The organism is Burkholderia sp. BKH01 (assembly GCF_025685725.1).
GTDB lineage: Bacteria > Pseudomonadota > Gammaproteobacteria > Burkholderiales > Burkholderiaceae > Burkholderia > Burkholderia pyrrocinia_C.
This window is the reverse complement of the sequence record NZ_JAOTQT010000003.1, coordinates 315,146-330,348: the sequence shown is the minus strand read 5'-3', so window position 1 is coordinate 330,348 and position 15,203 is coordinate 315,146. Positions and strand designations below refer to the sequence as shown.

Genomic DNA, 15,203 nt, shown 5'->3' with positions numbered 1-15,203 from the left:
GCGTTTGTAGCCGTTGCGCGGCGAGCGGCCCGCGCCGCCGCTCGCCGGTACGACGCTCAGAGCGCCTTGACGATCGCGCCGTCGACGCGAATGTTCTGCCCGGTGATGTAGCCCGCGCCGTCGGACAACAGGAACGCGACGGTCTTCGCGATCTCGCCGGTCTTGCCGAAGCGGCCGGCCGGAATGCGCGCGACGATCTCGGGCGTCTCCGGCCAGCTGTCGATGAAGCCCGGCAGCACTGCGTTCATCCGGATGTTCTCGGCCGCATAGCGTTCCGCGTAGAGGCGCGTCCACGCGCTCAGCGCCGCGCGCAGCGCCGACGACACCGGCATCGGCTGTTCGGGCGCGTCCGCCGCGAAGCTCGAGATGTTGACCACCGCGCCGCCGCCCTGCTGCTGGAAAATCGGCGTCACGCGGCGCATCACGCGCACCACGTTCAGCAGGATCAGGTCGAGCCCCGCGTGCCAGTTGTCGTCGGTGATCGCCAGCAACTCGCCCTTCGGCGGATGCCCGGTATTGTTCACGACCGCGTCGATCCGGCCGTAGCGCGCGACCGTCTCCTGCACGAGCCGGTCGATATCGGCTTCTTCCGTGACCGAGCCCTGGATGCCGAACCCGCCCAGTTCCTCGCCGAGCGCCACCGCGCTGCCCGACGGCGACATCAGCGCGACGCGGTAACCCGTCGCCGCCAGTTCGCGCGCGATCGCCGCGCCCATGCCCTTGCCCGCCGCGGTGATCAACGCCACTTTTTCTACAGTCACGATCTGCTCCTCGTTCGAAACCTGCCGCCGCGCAGCCGCCATTCGGCGCGCCATGGTGGTAATGTAGGCGCATCACACACGACTGTCGAACCAGTATTTCTCCCTCCAGACGATAGTTTTTCTACATCCTGACGATGCCGCCTCGCCCTTCCCGCCTGCCGCCGCTGAATGCGCTTCGCGCGTTCGAAGTGTCCGCACGGCACCTCAATTTCCGCGCCGCGGCCGACGAGATCGGCGTGACGCAAGGCGCCGTCGCGCAGCAGGTGCGCCACCTCGAGGACGTGCTCGGCCTGAAGCTGTTCGAGCGCCTGCCGCGCGGCCTCGCGCTGACGCACGACGGCGCCGCGTATTTCTCCGACGTGCAGCGCGCGCTGCACGCGATCGCCGATGCAACCGACAAGCTCGTGAAGCGTCGCGCGGCACTGACCATCAGCACGACGCCGTCGTTCGCGTCGAAGTGGCTGATCCCGCGGCTCGCGCAGTTCACCGACGCGCATCCCGACTACGACGTGCGCGTAATCGCCGACCAGCAGCTCGCGACGTTCCGCCACGACGGCGTCGACCTCGCGATCCGCTACGGCAAGCCGCCGTTCGGCAAGCATCTCGCCGCGCATGCGCTGTTCCCGCTCGATGTGTGCGCCGTATGCAGCCCCACGCTGCTGGCCGCACCCGCGTCGCCGCGCGCCCTCGCCGGCCATGTGCTGCTGCACGATGCGCACGACCTGTGGCCCGAGTTCATTGAAGCGATGCCCGAGCCTGTCGATATCGATCCGCACAAGGGGCTGCGCTTCAACCAGACGTCGCTCTCGATCGATGCGGCCGTGGCCGGCCAGGGGATTGCGCTCGCGACCGATCCTTTGGTCGAACGCGATATCGCGGCAGGCCGGCTGTGCAAGCCGTTCGATTTCGCGTTTCCGCTGTCGGTGGGGTTCTATCTCGTGTATCCGGCCGAGCGCCGCGACGACGATGCGATCGCGATGATGCGCGACTGGATGATCGGGCAGGCGGCGGCGGACGAACGGCCTTGAGCGGCCTGCGTCCGGATCAGGGGGCGATCCAGCGGCCTTCGTAGCCGCTTTCGTTCAGGTCGAATACCGCTCGACGATGGCCGGCGCGCGCGAGTTCGAGCCAGTCGATGCGCGTGACCGTCATGTGGATCACGCAGAAGTTTTCGTAGCCGTCGCCGGAAGACACCGTGTCTTGCCTCGCCGAGACATGCGCTGCTTCTGGCGACGCGACCGGCGTGCCGGGCGGTAACGGTGCGCGATACAGCAGCAGCGTATGCGGACGGCTCGATTGCCAGATCGCGCGCCGCTGCGCTTCGTCGTCGCAGATCGATGCAACGCCTTCCGCGCGAATCTGCACGAGCGCATCGAGATCGCTCGCGACAATCGAGATACGCGGATCGCGGCGCAACTCCGCGACTTTCTCCGAGCGCGCATCGGTATGAAACGACAGCACGCGATCGGCGCGACTCGCCTGACGCAATACGATCGTGCGTACCTTCGGCGCGCCATCGAGGCCAAGGGTTGCCGCCTGCAGCATCGTAAACGGCGAGCGCTGCACGCCGACGCCGGTTTCGAGGCAGGACCAGAGGCGGTCGTACGTTTCGGTGAGCGATTCGGAGGTCGAGTCGGACATGAGGGGCGGCGGCAATCGTACGTGTGTCGATCGCGCAAGCTTAACCGTTTGCTTCGGCGACGGCTCGCGTCCGATGCGGCCGCCGCCTTCGTGCCGTTCAGTTGTAGCCGAGCACGACCGGCGCCGCATCGCCGGCATCGGTCGTCGGCTCCGCGCCGAAGCGGCCGAGCACGTCGGCCACATACTGCGGCCCCGCGCTGATCTGCGACGAGCGATGCTTTGCCGGCCGGTTATCGCCGGCGCCTGACACTGCGCCCATCGATGCCGTTTCGTTAACGGTGATATTCACGTTCATGTCTCCTCACGCGGCCAGCGCCGCACCATACGCGCGCACGAGGCGCGCGACGCCTTCCCGGATCGCATCGACGTCCGGCGCGGCGAACGACAGGCGCAGCGATGCCGCGTCGACGTTGTCCGCGAAGAACGCCTTGCCGGGTACGAACACGATCTTGTTGGCGATCGCGTGTTGCAGCAGCACGTCCGACGACACCGCGCCGATCCGCGCCCACACGAACATCCCGCCTTCGGGGCGATGGAATTCGATCGCATCGCCGAAACCGTCGCGCAGCGCGTCGCACATCGCGTCGCATTTGCGCTGGTACGCGGCCGTGATGCGCGGCAGATGGCGTTCGAGCGCGCCGTCGGCCAGATATTCGGCGGCGGCCGCCTGCGTCCACGGCGAGCTGCACAGATCGACCGTCTGCTTCGCGATCACGCAGCGCCGCGCGATTTCGGCCGGCGCGATCGTCCAGCCCACCCGCAGCCCCGGCGCGACGATCTTCGACAGGCTCGCGAAATGCACGATCCAGTCGCGCGCGCCGTCCACTTCATCGGCGAGCGCGAGCATCGACGGCACGGCTTCGCCCGCAAAGCGCAAGTCGCCGTATGGATCGTCCTCGACGATCAGGAAACGGTATTGCACCGCGAGACGCAGCAGCTTCAGCCGGCGTTCGCGCGTGAGCGTCGCGCCGGTGGGGTTCGCGAAGGTCGGGACGGTGTAGAGCAGCTTCGGCTGGGCGATCGCGCCGGACGCGAGTTGTTCGCCGAGACGATCGACGTCGAGGCCCTCGCCGTCGACCGGAATCGTCACGATGCGCGCCTGCTGCAGACGCATCGCCTGCAGCGTTGCCGGGTAAGCCGGCTGTTCGGTCAGCACGACGTCGCCGGGCGACACCATCACGCGCAGCAGCAGGTCGAGGCCCTGCTGCGAGCCGGTCGTGACGAGCAGTTCGGCCGGCGTGCACGCAACGCCGCGACGCGCCATCAACGCGATCAGTTGCTGTTTCAGTTCGGCGAGGCCGTCGGTCGGGCCGTATTGCAGGCAGCGCACGGGCTGCGCGTACGCGCGTTCGGCCGCCGTGTTCAGGCCGTCGACGTCGAACAGGTCGCTGGCCGGATAACCGCCCGCGAAGGAAATCATGCCCGGTTCGGACAGGTACTTGAACAACTCGCGAATCGGCGAGCCGGCGGGATTCTGGAATGAAGGAGTGAACGCGTACATGTCGTCGTGAGCAGGATGGCGCGAACGGCCGGGATAGCCGCCGGGTGCCGGCCACCGGTGCGCTTCTGGCGCCACGGCGGCGAATTCGAGCCACGATTGTCGATAGTCATTAAGGCCGCGGCAAACGATATCTATGCACTAGGTCTTGCGGTTTGGTCATCAAATGAGGCTGTCGCGGCGATCCAGTCCGGCCGATTGTTTCGTCTCGCGCACCACTTGCCTGCCCCCCGTTTACCGGGATGAAGCAGACTCAGCGCTCCGTACCGCCAGGCCCGACCGGGTGCTTCTTGGCCGTCCGGTTGTTGAGTTCACGCATGAGGTCGTCCGACACATAGTGGGGACCATCGAACAGATAGACCGGATAGCCGCGATAAACCTGGAGCTGCCTGCTCAATTCCTCGGCGCTGGCCGAACGGAATCCGCCATGCTCGGCTGGCCGAAAGGCCTCGGCGATGACCCGCACGCGTCGTTTGCCCAGGCGTGAAGCCAGCTCGTCGAGGTAGGTGCGCGCGACCTGTGGCTCGCGGGCATAGACGCCGCAGCCGTCCTGGAAGAACACCCCGACGTCCGACGGCAGCCACGTTGCGAGCCAGTCCGCCAGCGTTTTTCCGCCGATATTGGTCTGGTCGTAGACGCTCACCCAAAGCGGACGAGGCAGTCGCTGCAGGATCTCGGCAAGCTTGGGCGCCTCCTGCCAGGTCGGATCGATTTCGACCGGGAAGTAGTAGCCGGCGACATGCAGCGGCAGATGCACGCGCGCCACCTCCACGGACTGGTCCGCGAGCGTCGCCAGGTGGGTGCGCGCACGTTTTTCGTCCTGGTAGCCGGCCAGGCCCAGGATCACGTTTCTGGCCCACGGCGCACGACCGATGCGTTCCCAGTCGGGAAGGTGCGCCGCGGTAGGGATGCGGGTGTTGGCAACGAACGCGGTATCGTCCACGACGGTCCATTGGATCAACAGATCGTGTACGCCGAGCATCTGCCAGTTTCCGACGGGATTCGTCGTCGTGTTGTCCACCTGCCAGACGATTCCGTCGGCGTGAACGTCGTGCGCCGTCCAGCTGCATGCGGCCACGACGAGCGATGCGCCGATCGCCGCGAGCGTCGCCGCCCGGTGCGAACGCGGCTCGCCAGCGCGTCGGCGCGGTCCGCGTGCCGGTCGAAACCGGCCCAGACGCTGTTGAAATTTGCGCACGGCCGGGATGGCGGACGTGGTCATCGCTGGCTCCCCCGAAGCATTCTCGCGCGTCATCGTAGCCGATCAAACGCAAACGTGCGACCCGCATTTCCGATGCGGGTCGCACGAGGTTACCACCACACTCGCGTCACTTGGCAGTCGTGCCGTCTACCCACTTGTAGCCGAGATTCGTGATGCCGTTCACCATACTCTGGAAGTCCTGGTAGGCCGGCAATCCGAGATCGGGTTCAAGCCAGTACGGATGGAAGAAGAAGGACGCGAAACCGTCCCGCACCGCCAGACCATATTGAGCATTGGTCACGATTTGCTGCCATGTGTAGGTGATACACGAGAACGGGTCGATATTGCAGATGTTGTACTGGACACTGCCCAGGTTCTCCGGAATGATCCGCTGCCCGTAGTAATCGGCGTTGATGATGTATGGGAAGAACTGCCCGGCCGAGAAGTCCTGGTTCGGTGCACCCGTTCCGATTTGCGGATTGGTCGCGGTGTAGTAGACGGCCCGCTGGAACGTCGTCGGGAACGTAAGGGCGGTGGCCGCCGATGCCAACGGCGACATCTGGTACTGCGGCGAGGCCCAGCCGACGATCTTGTAGCCGTTGCTCGTGAACTCGAGGAGGCCATCGGCCATTCTACCTTCCGCCCATTGAATGGAGTCCTCATCGACAGGACGGTTCTGGACCGCATACCAGAACTCATAGTCGCTGCCGCTGACCGCAGTCAGAAGATTCGGCGTCGAATCGTACTGGTGCGTATAGCCGTGCATCACGATCGAGCCGCCGCGCGGTAACGCGTAGTTCAGCGCACTCTTGAGGCCCGTTGCCTGCGCAAGATGGATCGTCTCCGGCACACCGCCGTTGTAAAAGCCGTTCGGATCCGTATACAGGGGAATGGTGGCCATCGTGAACGGAATCCTCTTGAAGTACAGGAAGTCCGTCAGCTTTTTCATCGAACTCGTCGTTGTATACGCATCGAGGTCTTCCAGACGGACGAGCGCGCGGTGATTCACCGGTGCATTGGTCTGCAGGATGTCGTGCAGGATGTCGCATATCACCAGGTATCGATCCATCGGGCCGATGTACGAAAACGGCATGTCCGCGAAATACCAGAACTTGCCCGAGCGCATGATGTATGGCGTGGTCGCCCCACTCTTGCTGTTCTTGATGGTGACGAGCGCCTGCGCCTTGGTGGCATCGACGATCTGGGTCAGCCCGACATCCGGGTCCGCGTTGATGGCGCCGGTCGACGCGTCATACGCGTAGTACTTGACCATCGGCAGGTTCTTGTACGTGACCGTGTCGTAGAAGCCGGGGTTCGGATTGCTTGACGATGGTGCCGCGTTCAACCCTGCGATGCCGAGAAAGCTGAACCCGAAGGTCTGGTTGAAGGTGAACGCCGTGTTCCATGCAAGCTGCCACAAGTTGTATTTGAACCAGACCACGGTCTTCGTGGCGGTCATCACGTCGCTCATGAACGCCGTCGGAATCGGGTTGTTGTAGTAGTCGCCGATGTAGAACGTGACGTCGTGGTTCGCGACCATCCCGGACGTGTAGTTCTGTATCGGAACCAGGTCGACCGTCGCGTTGAAATGGCCAAGCAGGTTCCTCAACATGATGCTGTACATCAGGCCAAGCTTCGAATACGGATCGTTGGCCGGGTTGTCGTAAAGCACGAGCGTATGTGCGGTGGTGGTCTGCGCGTGCACCGTGCTCGGCAACGTCATTTGCGCGAGTCCGGCAAGCAGGGCTATGACAAGCAAGATCTTTTTCATGGCGGTTTCTCCCTAGTCACGTTGCACGTTGCCGCCGGCTTTCTTGACGGAATTCCTGCTGAACTTGGGGCGCCCCGTCTCCTTGTACGCCTTCTCCCAATCCTCGTCGGACATACCCGGCTTCACCTTGACCTGGGCGGAACCGTTCGGCAACGGAGGTGGTTTGATCTTTACGGCAGATGAATTACTTGTCTGCTGCGCACTCGTATCCTGAACAGCGACGGCGAAGGCGAGCGCGGAGATTAATGTGACGAGTGATCCAACGGTGCTCAATCCGTTCCGAAAATATCGATTGCGATGAGAAAGCATGATTTTCATCCTTTGATATGCAAAATAAATTCATCTCGTTAACGAAACGAGCACGGCGGCGTGCCATTGATAATCAGGGCGTTATGTCTTTATTTTTTCCTGCACACTTGATTTCATACAAAAATCCAGGACCGGATGTTTTTGTTTTAAAGCTAGAACCGTACCATCGGTCGCAAATGGGCGCGGGATCAAGCCACCGAAATCGGTGCGTCGTGGCAATCCAAAATTGTTGCGAAAAAACGTTTCAGGCATGCAACGTAACCGCTGTTGCAGCTTTCATGTGACAAACAATTGAAGCCTGTTCGGACGATTCAGGGAAAACCAGTTCCCCCAACGCTTCGCGGACAGTGACACGGCAATCGACTCGGTTGGCTCGCACAGGTCATGGCGACTGGAGACGCTGATTTTCGGGTTTATCGCCGTTCTTTACGGCCGGTGATCGCCGGAATCACGTGACGATTTCCCGATGACGGCGGCCGGCAAGCGGCAACGAGCCTGCAAACTTCTTTTCGTCTGATCAATCGCCCCTGCGTTTCAGCACTGAAACGTTTGGCTCGGATTCGGTGGGCCGATCTTGCGCGGCGCCCGCAGGCGCCCGGACGGTCAAGGGTGGCACGGCAATGGCGCGCGACTTGCTTTATGAACTGCGTATTGAAACGACGGTGCTCAGGGAGCGCTGCGGGGAGCTGGATCGAGAACGGCTGCAATCATTAATGGTGCAGGATCCACCCCGGCGGGGGACGGAAGTGAGCGAGGCAATACCAACTTTCAAAAGTCACCCACTGAACACGTTTCATCTTTGAGGATATTACGTGATCGCACCGAGAAAGCTCCAGGCTGACAGAGCCTTTTTCGAGTGACGGGAGTTTTTGCGGCGCAAGCCGCGAAGTGGGAGTGACGGGGTCGACGAGGACGGACAGATATTCGTCTTTCGTTGGTGCAAGGGAGAAGAATTACAAACAATACAAAATCTCGGGAAAATGATGGATAACACAATATGGATTGCATATTTATATGCACTTAACATTATCGCCATTTTGACCGCGATCGTCATCCTGGTAAGCACACTGGATGACCTTACGCTCGACACCTATTATTGGTCATTCGAAATCTGGCGGATGCTGCGTCATGAAAAAACGCAGACTATCGATATTGCCATGCTGCGCGCCGAGGAAGAGCGCTATCTGGCACTCATGGTGCCGGCATGGAAAGAGTATGACGTGATCGCCAAAATGATCGAAAACACATTGGCGACCATGGAGTACGAGCGATATGTGATCTTCGTCGGCACCTATCACAACGACGCCGAAACCACGGCGGAGGTCGAACGGATGGTCCGCCGTTATCCGGGCAGGGTGACGCGCGCAACGGTCATGAACGATGGGCCGACCTGCAAGGCGGATTGCCTGAACTGGATCATCGAAGCGATCCTGCGCTACGAAGAAACGCATCATATTCAGTTCGCGGGCGTCGTCATGCACGACTGCGAAGATGTCATTCATCCGGTCGAACTCAAATACCTCAGCCATGCAGTTGCGGAAAGCGACCTGGTCCAGCTTCCCGTTCTGTCATTGCCGCGGAAATGGAACGAGTTCGTGGCCGGATGCTATATGGACGACTTCAGCGAAACGCACCAGAAGGATGTGCCGGCGCGCGCCCGCCTCACCGGCGTCGTCCCCGGCGCGGGCGTCGCATCGTGCTACAGCAGGCGCGCCATCGAAGCGGCGATGAAGGAACGCGACGGCTGCCCGTTCAATACCAGCTCGCTGACCGAGGACTACGACTTCAGCTTTCGGTTGAGAGACCTCGGGATGAAGGAAACCTTTGCCCGCTTTCCGCTTTCGGATATCACGCAGGATACCGGGGCCAAGCGTGCAAATGGCGGTGCCGCCAATCGAAACATATTGGCCACGCGCGAGTATTTTCCAAAGACATTTCGTACCGCATATCGGCAGCGTGCGCGCTGGATCCTCGGCATCGCCTTTCAGGGCTGGGAGCAGCTCGGCTGGAAGGGCAATCTCGTGACCCGCTACATGTTCTTCCATGACCGGAAGGGAATCGTCACCTCGCTTTTTTCAGTGATTGCTTACGTTATACTAATCAATTTCGTGACAATTGCGGCCCTTCAGAAATTCGGTCATGTCGTTCCCGTCAGCGCCCCTCTCGTCACGGCGAGCGCCTGGATAGCGCCGCTGCTCTGGGTGAACACCGTCATGCTGTTTGCCCGCGCCGCGCAGCGCTACTACTTCGTCAGCAAGCTGAACGGTCCGGTCCAGGGGCTGCTTTCGATTCCGAGGATGTTCGTCAATAACCTGATCAATTTCTACGCGGTTTGCCGGGCGTGGCGCATCTATCTCGGCCACCTCGTAAGCGGCAAGCCCATCGCGTGGGACAAAACCAGCCATACCTACCTGTCGAACGCAGAGCTCGGGAAAGCACGCCTCAAGATTGGCGAGATCCTGGTCGGCTGGGGCGTGGTTTCACTGGAGCAATTGCAGGCAAGCCTGGAGAAACAACTGACATGCGGCAGGCGGCTGGGCGAACTGTTGATCGAAGGTAGCGCGATATCCACCGAATCGCTGGCGGATGCGCTCGCGGAGCAAGCGGATCTCCCCCGGGTGAGCCTGGGCAACGTGGCGGTGGGCCACTTCGCGGACTCGCTGGCATTCGAGCTGCAGTATGCGTATCGGGCTATCCCGTTTTCGACCGCAGACGACGGAACGTTGAACGTGGCGGTCGGGCGGCCGCTCACGCAAGACGAACAGGATATCGTGCGGCGGGGCGCCAAAGCGAACGTTGCGTATTTCATTGCCTGCGATATGGAGATTGCAGCCGAACTCGCCCGGCACTCGCGCTTCGTCGAACTCGCGCGAGCGCGCGACGGCGATGGCGCAACGCCGCAGGGTTCTCCAGTGCAAAAGCCGTCAGGAGAACAGGCATGAAACGCTCCAGAATCCCGATCGCGGCCGGCCTCAAGCGCTGCGCCCGGTTGAGCGCACTGGCGATCGCCGTGTCGCTGGCCTGGCAGGCCCCGGCGTACGCCACGCAGCCGCTCGCGCCCAAGGCTTATCGGCTCGCCGATGGCGCATACAAGGCAATCAGTGCCGGCGACCTGCCCCGCGCGGAAGAGTATGCGCAGCGCGCCCTCAAGATTCAGCCCGGAAGCGAACAGCTCGGGTTGCTGCTCCTCGACGTATTCAAACGAGAAGGAAAAATCGACGAAGCGGACGCCATGATGGAATCGTTAAGCGTTCGTTTTCCGAAAAGCGCCTCAGTACGGGCGGAGCATGGCTACCTGGCGCAGCGGCAGGAGCGTTACGACGTGGCGTGCAGCGATTTCTCGGCCGCCGTCGAGACGGGAAAATGGAGCAAGGAGCAGCAGCGCAACCTGCGTCTTGCGTGGTTCGACAGTGCGCTCGCGGCGAATCGCCTGCATGAAGCCGGCGTTGCGCTGGCGCCGCTGGCAGATGAAAAATCAGCCGTGATTCAGTTGCGTATCGCGCAGTTGAGCTTGAGGTCGGGCGATCGCGAAAGCGCCATCCGCGTGGCGGACCTCGCAGCCCGCGACGCGTCGACCGACGCCGAGCGGAAGATGGCCGCGTCGATCGTGACGCAGGCGCAGCAACCCGAGCAGGCGCCGCAGGTACCGGTGGACAATACCGCGACACAGAAGTTGCAGGAGGCCTACGACCTCCTGCGGGAACACAAGGATCGCGAGGCGCTCGACGCGTTCCAGGAGGGTTTCGACGGCGGAGCCGGCAACGCGATGAACTACGCGGACGCAGGCTATGCCGCCAAGCGTATCGGCTTGAACGAGCAGTCCGTCGAGCTGTTCGAGCACAGTCTCGACGCCGATGAAAACGAACACAAGTTCGATGCGCAGCACAAGTTCGGCTATCGGCGAGAAGTGGAGCAACTTCAGCGCACCTGGGGCTTCGTGCTGAGCGCGCCCTACCAGTCGGCCGCGTTCGGCCCGCAAGGCACCATCAGCGTGCTGCAGCCGGGTATCGAGGCGTACTGGCAGCCACCGAAGATCGGCTACCAGAACGGGCGCATTCTCCAGTTCTTCGTGCGCGGATACGGCACGGCATACGACGGAAGCGGCAACGTGACCGGCATGCCGACCGTGCAGGGTTCGGTGGGGGTGCGCTACAAGCCGATACCCGACCAGAACGTCGTGATGACCGCCGAGCGGCTGTTCCACGTCGGCAGCCTGTCGATGACGGACTGGCTGATGCGCCTGGGCTATTCGTCGGAAGCGGGTACCGACCTGCGGGTCACCGAACCGAGCTGGCGTAGCTGGCAGGCCTATGTCGAAGGTGCGTACTTCATCAAGGCAGGCCGATACATCATCTATTCGGAGTTGCGTTACGGGCACACCTGGCGCTTGACGGCGCTCAGCGATCGGCTGACCGTCTACCCGCATGCCGCGGTGGCCGGCGATCACGACAACCGCCAGCCGGACAAGACCGCAATCGGTGTGGGGCCCGGCGTCCAGTTTCGATACTGGTTTCGCGAAGGCAGGTATAGCGCGCCGGCAAGCTATCTGGATGTCACCGTGCAATACAGGTTTCCGTTGACGTCAGCGGTACGCGCACGTGGTCTCGTGGTACGCGCAACATTGTGGTTCTAACCTTCGACGCTGACGCTTACGCGCGGATCGCGCAATCAGCTGGGCGACTTAAGCGTAATGATCGTTTGACGCAGCAACTGGAAGTAGGAGCTCGTCGAATACGGAAGCATTTCCTCGACGTAGTTCCACCAGAAGAAACCGCCGATGAAACGCGGGTCGGTCATGGTGTTGACCATCGGGTAATAGGTTTTGATCAGGTTCTGCTGCACCGATGCGGGCGCGGAGATATCCGACGTACCGATTTCGCCGAAGCCGACCTTCGCGTTCGGGAAGATGCTTTCCAGCGCCGCGAAATCGTTCTTCCACGACGGGCTCAGCCCCGGGCAATCCTGGTACGGGTAGTAGCTGAACAGCGCGTAGTCGGCCTGCTGGCGAACCGTCGAGGACAGGAACGTCGTCGGCCAGGTCTTCCAGTAGTCCTGGGGTTTCTCCCAGCAGTTGTTACCCTTGCTGTCGTCGTTGTAGTACAGCGTGATCGCAGTCTTGCCGCCGTTCGATTTCACGATCGTGTTGGCCGCGGCAACCATCTGGCCGATCTGCTGTTCTTCCGAATTGACCACCGAGTTCGTACCGCTCGGGTCGTTGCGCAGCCATTCGCCGTTGATTTCGTTGGCGATCTCCCACACGTCGACGGTGTTCTTCAGTTGCGACACCAATTCCTGCGTTCTCGCTTGATACGTGGCGAGATCCGTCGGGAAATAGTAAGAATCGTAGACCTCGCCCATCACGTACGCGACCGAGTGCAGGCGCAGCAGCGGTGCGTAGTAGTCCGCGGCCGACGTGCCCGGATCGAACACGACGCGCACGGTCGGACGGTACGGCAGGTTCTGCAGCGACGCGATGATGGCATCGAGCTTCGTCAGATCATCGAGCGTGACGCCGTAGACCGGATTCTTCAGGGGTTCGACCTGAGCTTGGGCCGACTGGGACAAGGGCAAGAGCCCTGCATAGGCAAAGCACGCGGCAACGGCCGTGCGCGAGATGTTTTTCGTCAGTTTTTTCAAAACGTCCTTCCGTCCTAAAGTAAGAAGAAGCGCGATTTTAGACGAAAATAAAACATAATTATCGGACGATATCGACAGAAATGGCTCCGGAACATTTTGAGAAGGCGCATCGCGCAGGGGAAGTTGCGACGCGATGCCGCAGGGAGATATGTCCAGCATCCCTAAACGACTATCCAGCAACATTGCGTCACAACGCGATCGAATAGTGAAACCCGTCACCATCGGGAGCCGGCCAGGCGATGCCTTGCGGAGCTGTCGGCGCCTGCTTCGGCGATCAGGTAGATGCGTTGCGATTGGCTTCGATCGCAGCCAATGCCGCCATGTTCGCGATCCGCTGCACCGCCGAGCTCGACGTGAGGGTGTTCACTGGTGCGTTGACGCCCGGCAGGAACTATCCCACCGCCACGTGGCTGCCCGCCTCGGTCTTGAGTTGGTTGTACCCGATGTTCTCCGCGTCGACGCTCGGACACCTACCACGACAACAACGGGGATAGCAGGGAAAGCAAGCTATCCTTCCCTCACATGACAGCGGACTGGATGCGGGCGCGCACGCCATTCTTCAACTGAGTTGGTCTGACCTGGCGATGCTCGACGAGCACGCCCCATCGGCCGACGCGATCATCTCGAAGGGCTCACATTTGGTGAACCCCGATGATTAGCGACCAATCAACGTTCCCAGACGAAATCAACGCAGGATGCCGTGAGGTGCCGTCCACCTTGGCCGCGCATATGTTTGTCCAACGTGTCCAGGCTGACGCGCGGGCGATGCGGACTCATGTATCGGCGAAGTACGGACGGCTGCGTTTTCGCAGGGAACGGACCTACGAACGTCGGATCACGCGTCACCTTCAATGTCGCTTCATGGCGCCGGTTACCGACGTATGCGATCGGTGCTGCCGACTCGGCGCGTGCAACCGAACGCCTGCACTCTGCGTGCGCGGCGAGAAGGGACGGGAATAACTACGGCGCTCCTCACTCAGTTGACCCGCCTAAGATGTCTATACCAGAGCGTCTTGCTCGTCTTCGGATCGACAAGTACAAGCAGTAGATCGCCTTGTCGGTAATTTTCCTCACCAATCTGGACGTCGTGCTGAACAAAGCCGGCTTGCCATACTTCGTGATAAGGCTTGCCGTCGACCAAACGGCTAATGACGATATAACTCTCGCCGGTCGGCTTGGAAATGCCGAATTCCCATCGAACGTCTGGAATATCCGCCGGAGACAAGAGTCCCGTGGCCTCGATTTGAGCAGCCGAAATCGGCGGGCATGAACCGGTTATCCTGCTCAAACTCTTGAATACGCCGTCTTTTCTGTAGGCAAACAACTGGCATTCCGATGGCCATGGATCTCCGCCCAGAATCTTGGGTTGCAGCTCTGGAGGAATAGCAATCAATTTCCAGGCGCCCTCTATATCCAGCCGAGTGGCAGGACGCACTGGCCGCGTGGATTCAGTTTGAGAAAAAGATGCGCAAGGCAAGATGCATAACATCAATAGTGCGAATGCTCGTGCACGCAGCGATTTTTTGTACCGAGCCATATTGCTCATATCAATTTCTCGCGATCTCGCAAAACCGCCATGCGTAACCGGCCCCCGGTTGCCGTCGATCGTCGCGCAACATGCGCCACGCTAGCGATCTGCGCGTTTTATCACATATCCCGCTTCCACACGGGCGCCCAACTGACAATCGCCATCAATCCTGTATCGGAATAGAGAGGATGGTGGATTAGTGACGAAACCAGCCCCCCGTCCGGATGGAAAACGAGCCTATGGCCGTCGAGGCTTCGGATCAGGAAGAGCACGGGGCGATTTCTGTCTCCGCCGCTGACGCAGCGGATCACCTCCGAGGCGTGGGGCGCATCGCTGTCGGCGAAGCTGTGCGCGATGCGATCGCCCGGATAACCACAATCGTCCAGTCGGTATTGTTGCGCGCGGTCGCCATCGTAAATCGACAGATCCGCCCGAGTCTTGCCGCGCGCGTCGGGCGGCAGGAACTGGATGTCGATGCGCGTGGCGTGTGTGGACTTATACGAGAACTGGTCGACGATGTCATACGAACCTTGCAGATTTGCAAGAGTATTCGGGTCCGAGGGGACATTGGCGCAACCCGCTACCGCGCACGCGACGCCGGCCAATGACGATAGATGCAACGCGAAGCGTTTCTTCAACGCCCTCTCCTTCTAATGGCTTGAATGGGAATCCGCGCATGAGGATTTCGATGTCGGGCTTCAATAAGCGAAATCGGTTGTGTGCCGTTCGTCCTTCGCCAAAAACGCGCAGGGAGGGCTTCAATGCAAAGCGGTATCTTGGTCTAACGGCCGTTGCGACGGAAACTTGAGCCAATTGGAGTCATGACAGGCACGCCGGTGGCGGCTCGACATCGTCAA

The 15,203-nt window shown here is 61.2% G+C and carries 13 protein-coding genes and 1 pseudogene; 3 read left to right on the top strand and 11 right to left on the bottom strand.

The window, feature by feature from the left end; translation table 11 throughout:
- Window positions 1-56 precede the first annotated feature (56 nt).
- Window positions 57-761, bottom strand: coding sequence for an SDR family oxidoreductase (locus OEJ37_RS07120; protein WP_174420340.1), 705 nt, complete (start codon window positions 759-761; stop codon window positions 57-59).
- Window positions 762-895: 134 nt separating this feature from the next.
- Here OEJ37_RS07120 and gcvA point away from each other — a divergent pair, with 134 nt between their 5' ends.
- Window positions 896-1,789, top strand: coding sequence for a transcriptional regulator GcvA (gene gcvA, locus OEJ37_RS07115; protein ID WP_263343723.1), 894 nt, complete (start codon window positions 896-898; stop codon window positions 1,787-1,789).
- Between the two features lie 16 nt (window positions 1,790-1,805).
- On the opposite strand, the gene OEJ37_RS07110 is transcribed toward gcvA, so the two are convergent.
- The 6 genes from OEJ37_RS07110 to OEJ37_RS07085 form a co-directional block, all read right to left on the bottom strand.
- On the bottom strand, window positions 1,806-2,402 hold the full coding sequence (locus OEJ37_RS07110; RefSeq protein ID WP_263343721.1) for a pyridoxamine 5'-phosphate oxidase family protein: 597 nt from the start codon (window positions 2,400-2,402) through the stop codon (window positions 1,806-1,808).
- Between the two features lie 97 nt (window positions 2,403-2,499).
- Window positions 2,500-2,691, bottom strand: a complete 192-nt coding sequence (locus tag OEJ37_RS07105) for a hypothetical protein (RefSeq protein WP_175943706.1) — start codon at window positions 2,689-2,691, stop codon at window positions 2,500-2,502.
- Between the two features lie 12 nt (window positions 2,692-2,703).
- Window positions 2,704-3,903, bottom strand: a complete 1,200-nt coding sequence (locus OEJ37_RS07100; RefSeq protein ID WP_263343719.1) for a PLP-dependent aminotransferase family protein — start codon at window positions 3,901-3,903, stop codon at window positions 2,704-2,706.
- Window positions 3,904-4,153: 250 nt separating this feature from the next.
- Window positions 4,154-5,122, bottom strand: coding sequence for a hypothetical protein (locus tag OEJ37_RS07095; protein WP_263343717.1), 969 nt, complete (start codon window positions 5,120-5,122; stop codon window positions 4,154-4,156).
- A gap of 106 nt (window positions 5,123-5,228) precedes the next feature.
- Entirely contained in the window at window positions 5,229-6,872 is a 1,644-nt protein-coding gene (locus tag OEJ37_RS07090; protein ID WP_263343714.1) for a DUF2334 domain-containing protein, read from the bottom strand.
- A gap of 12 nt (window positions 6,873-6,884) precedes the next feature.
- Window positions 6,885-7,190 carry a hypothetical protein gene (locus tag OEJ37_RS07085; RefSeq protein WP_227791602.1) on the bottom strand — a complete coding sequence of 102 codons (306 nt, stop codon included), beginning with the start codon at window positions 7,188-7,190 and terminating at the stop codon, window positions 6,885-6,887.
- A gap of 974 nt (window positions 7,191-8,164) precedes the next feature.
- Here OEJ37_RS07085 and OEJ37_RS07080 point away from each other — a divergent pair.
- Both OEJ37_RS07080 and OEJ37_RS07075 read left to right on the top strand, forming a co-directional pair.
- Window positions 8,165-10,123 carry a glycosyl transferase family protein gene (locus OEJ37_RS07080; protein ID WP_263343864.1) on the top strand — a complete coding sequence of 653 codons (1,959 nt, stop codon included), beginning with the start codon at window positions 8,165-8,167 and terminating at the stop codon, window positions 10,121-10,123.
- On the top strand, window positions 10,120-11,814 hold the full coding sequence (locus tag OEJ37_RS07075; protein WP_174422011.1) for a bacteriophage N4 adsorption protein A: 1,695 nt from the start codon (window positions 10,120-10,122) through the stop codon (window positions 11,812-11,814). The genes OEJ37_RS07080 and OEJ37_RS07075 overlap by 4 nt, the downstream gene beginning before the upstream one ends.
- Before the next feature lie 35 nt (window positions 11,815-11,849).
- Here OEJ37_RS07075 and OEJ37_RS07070 read toward each other — a convergent pair whose 3' ends face one another.
- The 4 genes and pseudogenes from OEJ37_RS07070 to OEJ37_RS07060 form a co-directional block, all read right to left on the bottom strand.
- On the bottom strand, window positions 11,850-12,797 hold the full coding sequence (locus OEJ37_RS07070; protein ID WP_411859246.1) for a hypothetical protein: 948 nt from the start codon (window positions 12,795-12,797) through the stop codon (window positions 11,850-11,852).
- A 295-nt stretch (window positions 12,798-13,092) separates the two neighbouring features.
- Window positions 13,093-13,287 (bottom strand): annotated as a pseudogene (locus OEJ37_RS35055) (phosphate acyltransferase); the annotation flags it as partial.
- 507 nt (window positions 13,288-13,794) lie between these two features.
- On the bottom strand, window positions 13,795-14,364 hold the full coding sequence (locus tag OEJ37_RS07065) for a hypothetical protein (RefSeq protein ID WP_263343709.1): 570 nt from the start codon (window positions 14,362-14,364) through the stop codon (window positions 13,795-13,797).
- 101 nt (window positions 14,365-14,465) lie between these two features.
- Window positions 14,466-14,984 (bottom strand): hypothetical protein, encoded by a 519-nt coding sequence (locus tag OEJ37_RS07060; RefSeq protein WP_263343706.1) that lies wholly within the window; start codon window positions 14,982-14,984, stop codon window positions 14,466-14,468.
- Between the last annotated feature and the right edge of the window lie 219 nt (window positions 14,985-15,203).

Coding starts and splice junctions, on each gene's coding strand:
- OEJ37_RS07075 (WP_174422011.1), top strand. CDS start 10,120: ATGAAACGCTCCAGAATCCCGATCGCGGCCGGCCTCAAGCGCTGCGCC.
- OEJ37_RS07080 (WP_263343864.1), top strand. CDS start 8,165: ATGGATAACACAATATGGATTGCATATTTATATGCACTTAACATTATC.
- OEJ37_RS07090 (WP_263343714.1), bottom strand. CDS start 6,872: ATGAAAAAGATCTTGCTTGTCATAGCCCTGCTTGCCGGACTCGCGCAA.
- OEJ37_RS07110 (WP_263343721.1), bottom strand. CDS start 2,402: ATGTCCGACTCGACCTCCGAATCGCTCACCGAAACGTACGACCGCCTC.
- OEJ37_RS07065 (WP_263343709.1), bottom strand. CDS start 14,364: ATGAGCAATATGGCTCGGTACAAAAAATCGCTGCGTGCACGAGCATTC.
- OEJ37_RS07100 (WP_263343719.1), bottom strand. CDS start 3,903: ATGTACGCGTTCACTCCTTCATTCCAGAATCCCGCCGGCTCGCCGATT.
- OEJ37_RS07095 (WP_263343717.1), bottom strand. CDS start 5,122: ATGACCACGTCCGCCATCCCGGCCGTGCGCAAATTTCAACAGCGTCTG.
- OEJ37_RS07085 (WP_227791602.1), bottom strand. CDS start 7,190: ATGAAAATCATGCTTTCTCATCGCAATCGATATTTTCGGAACGGATTG.
- gcvA (WP_263343723.1), top strand. CDS start 896: ATGCCGCCTCGCCCTTCCCGCCTGCCGCCGCTGAATGCGCTTCGCGCG.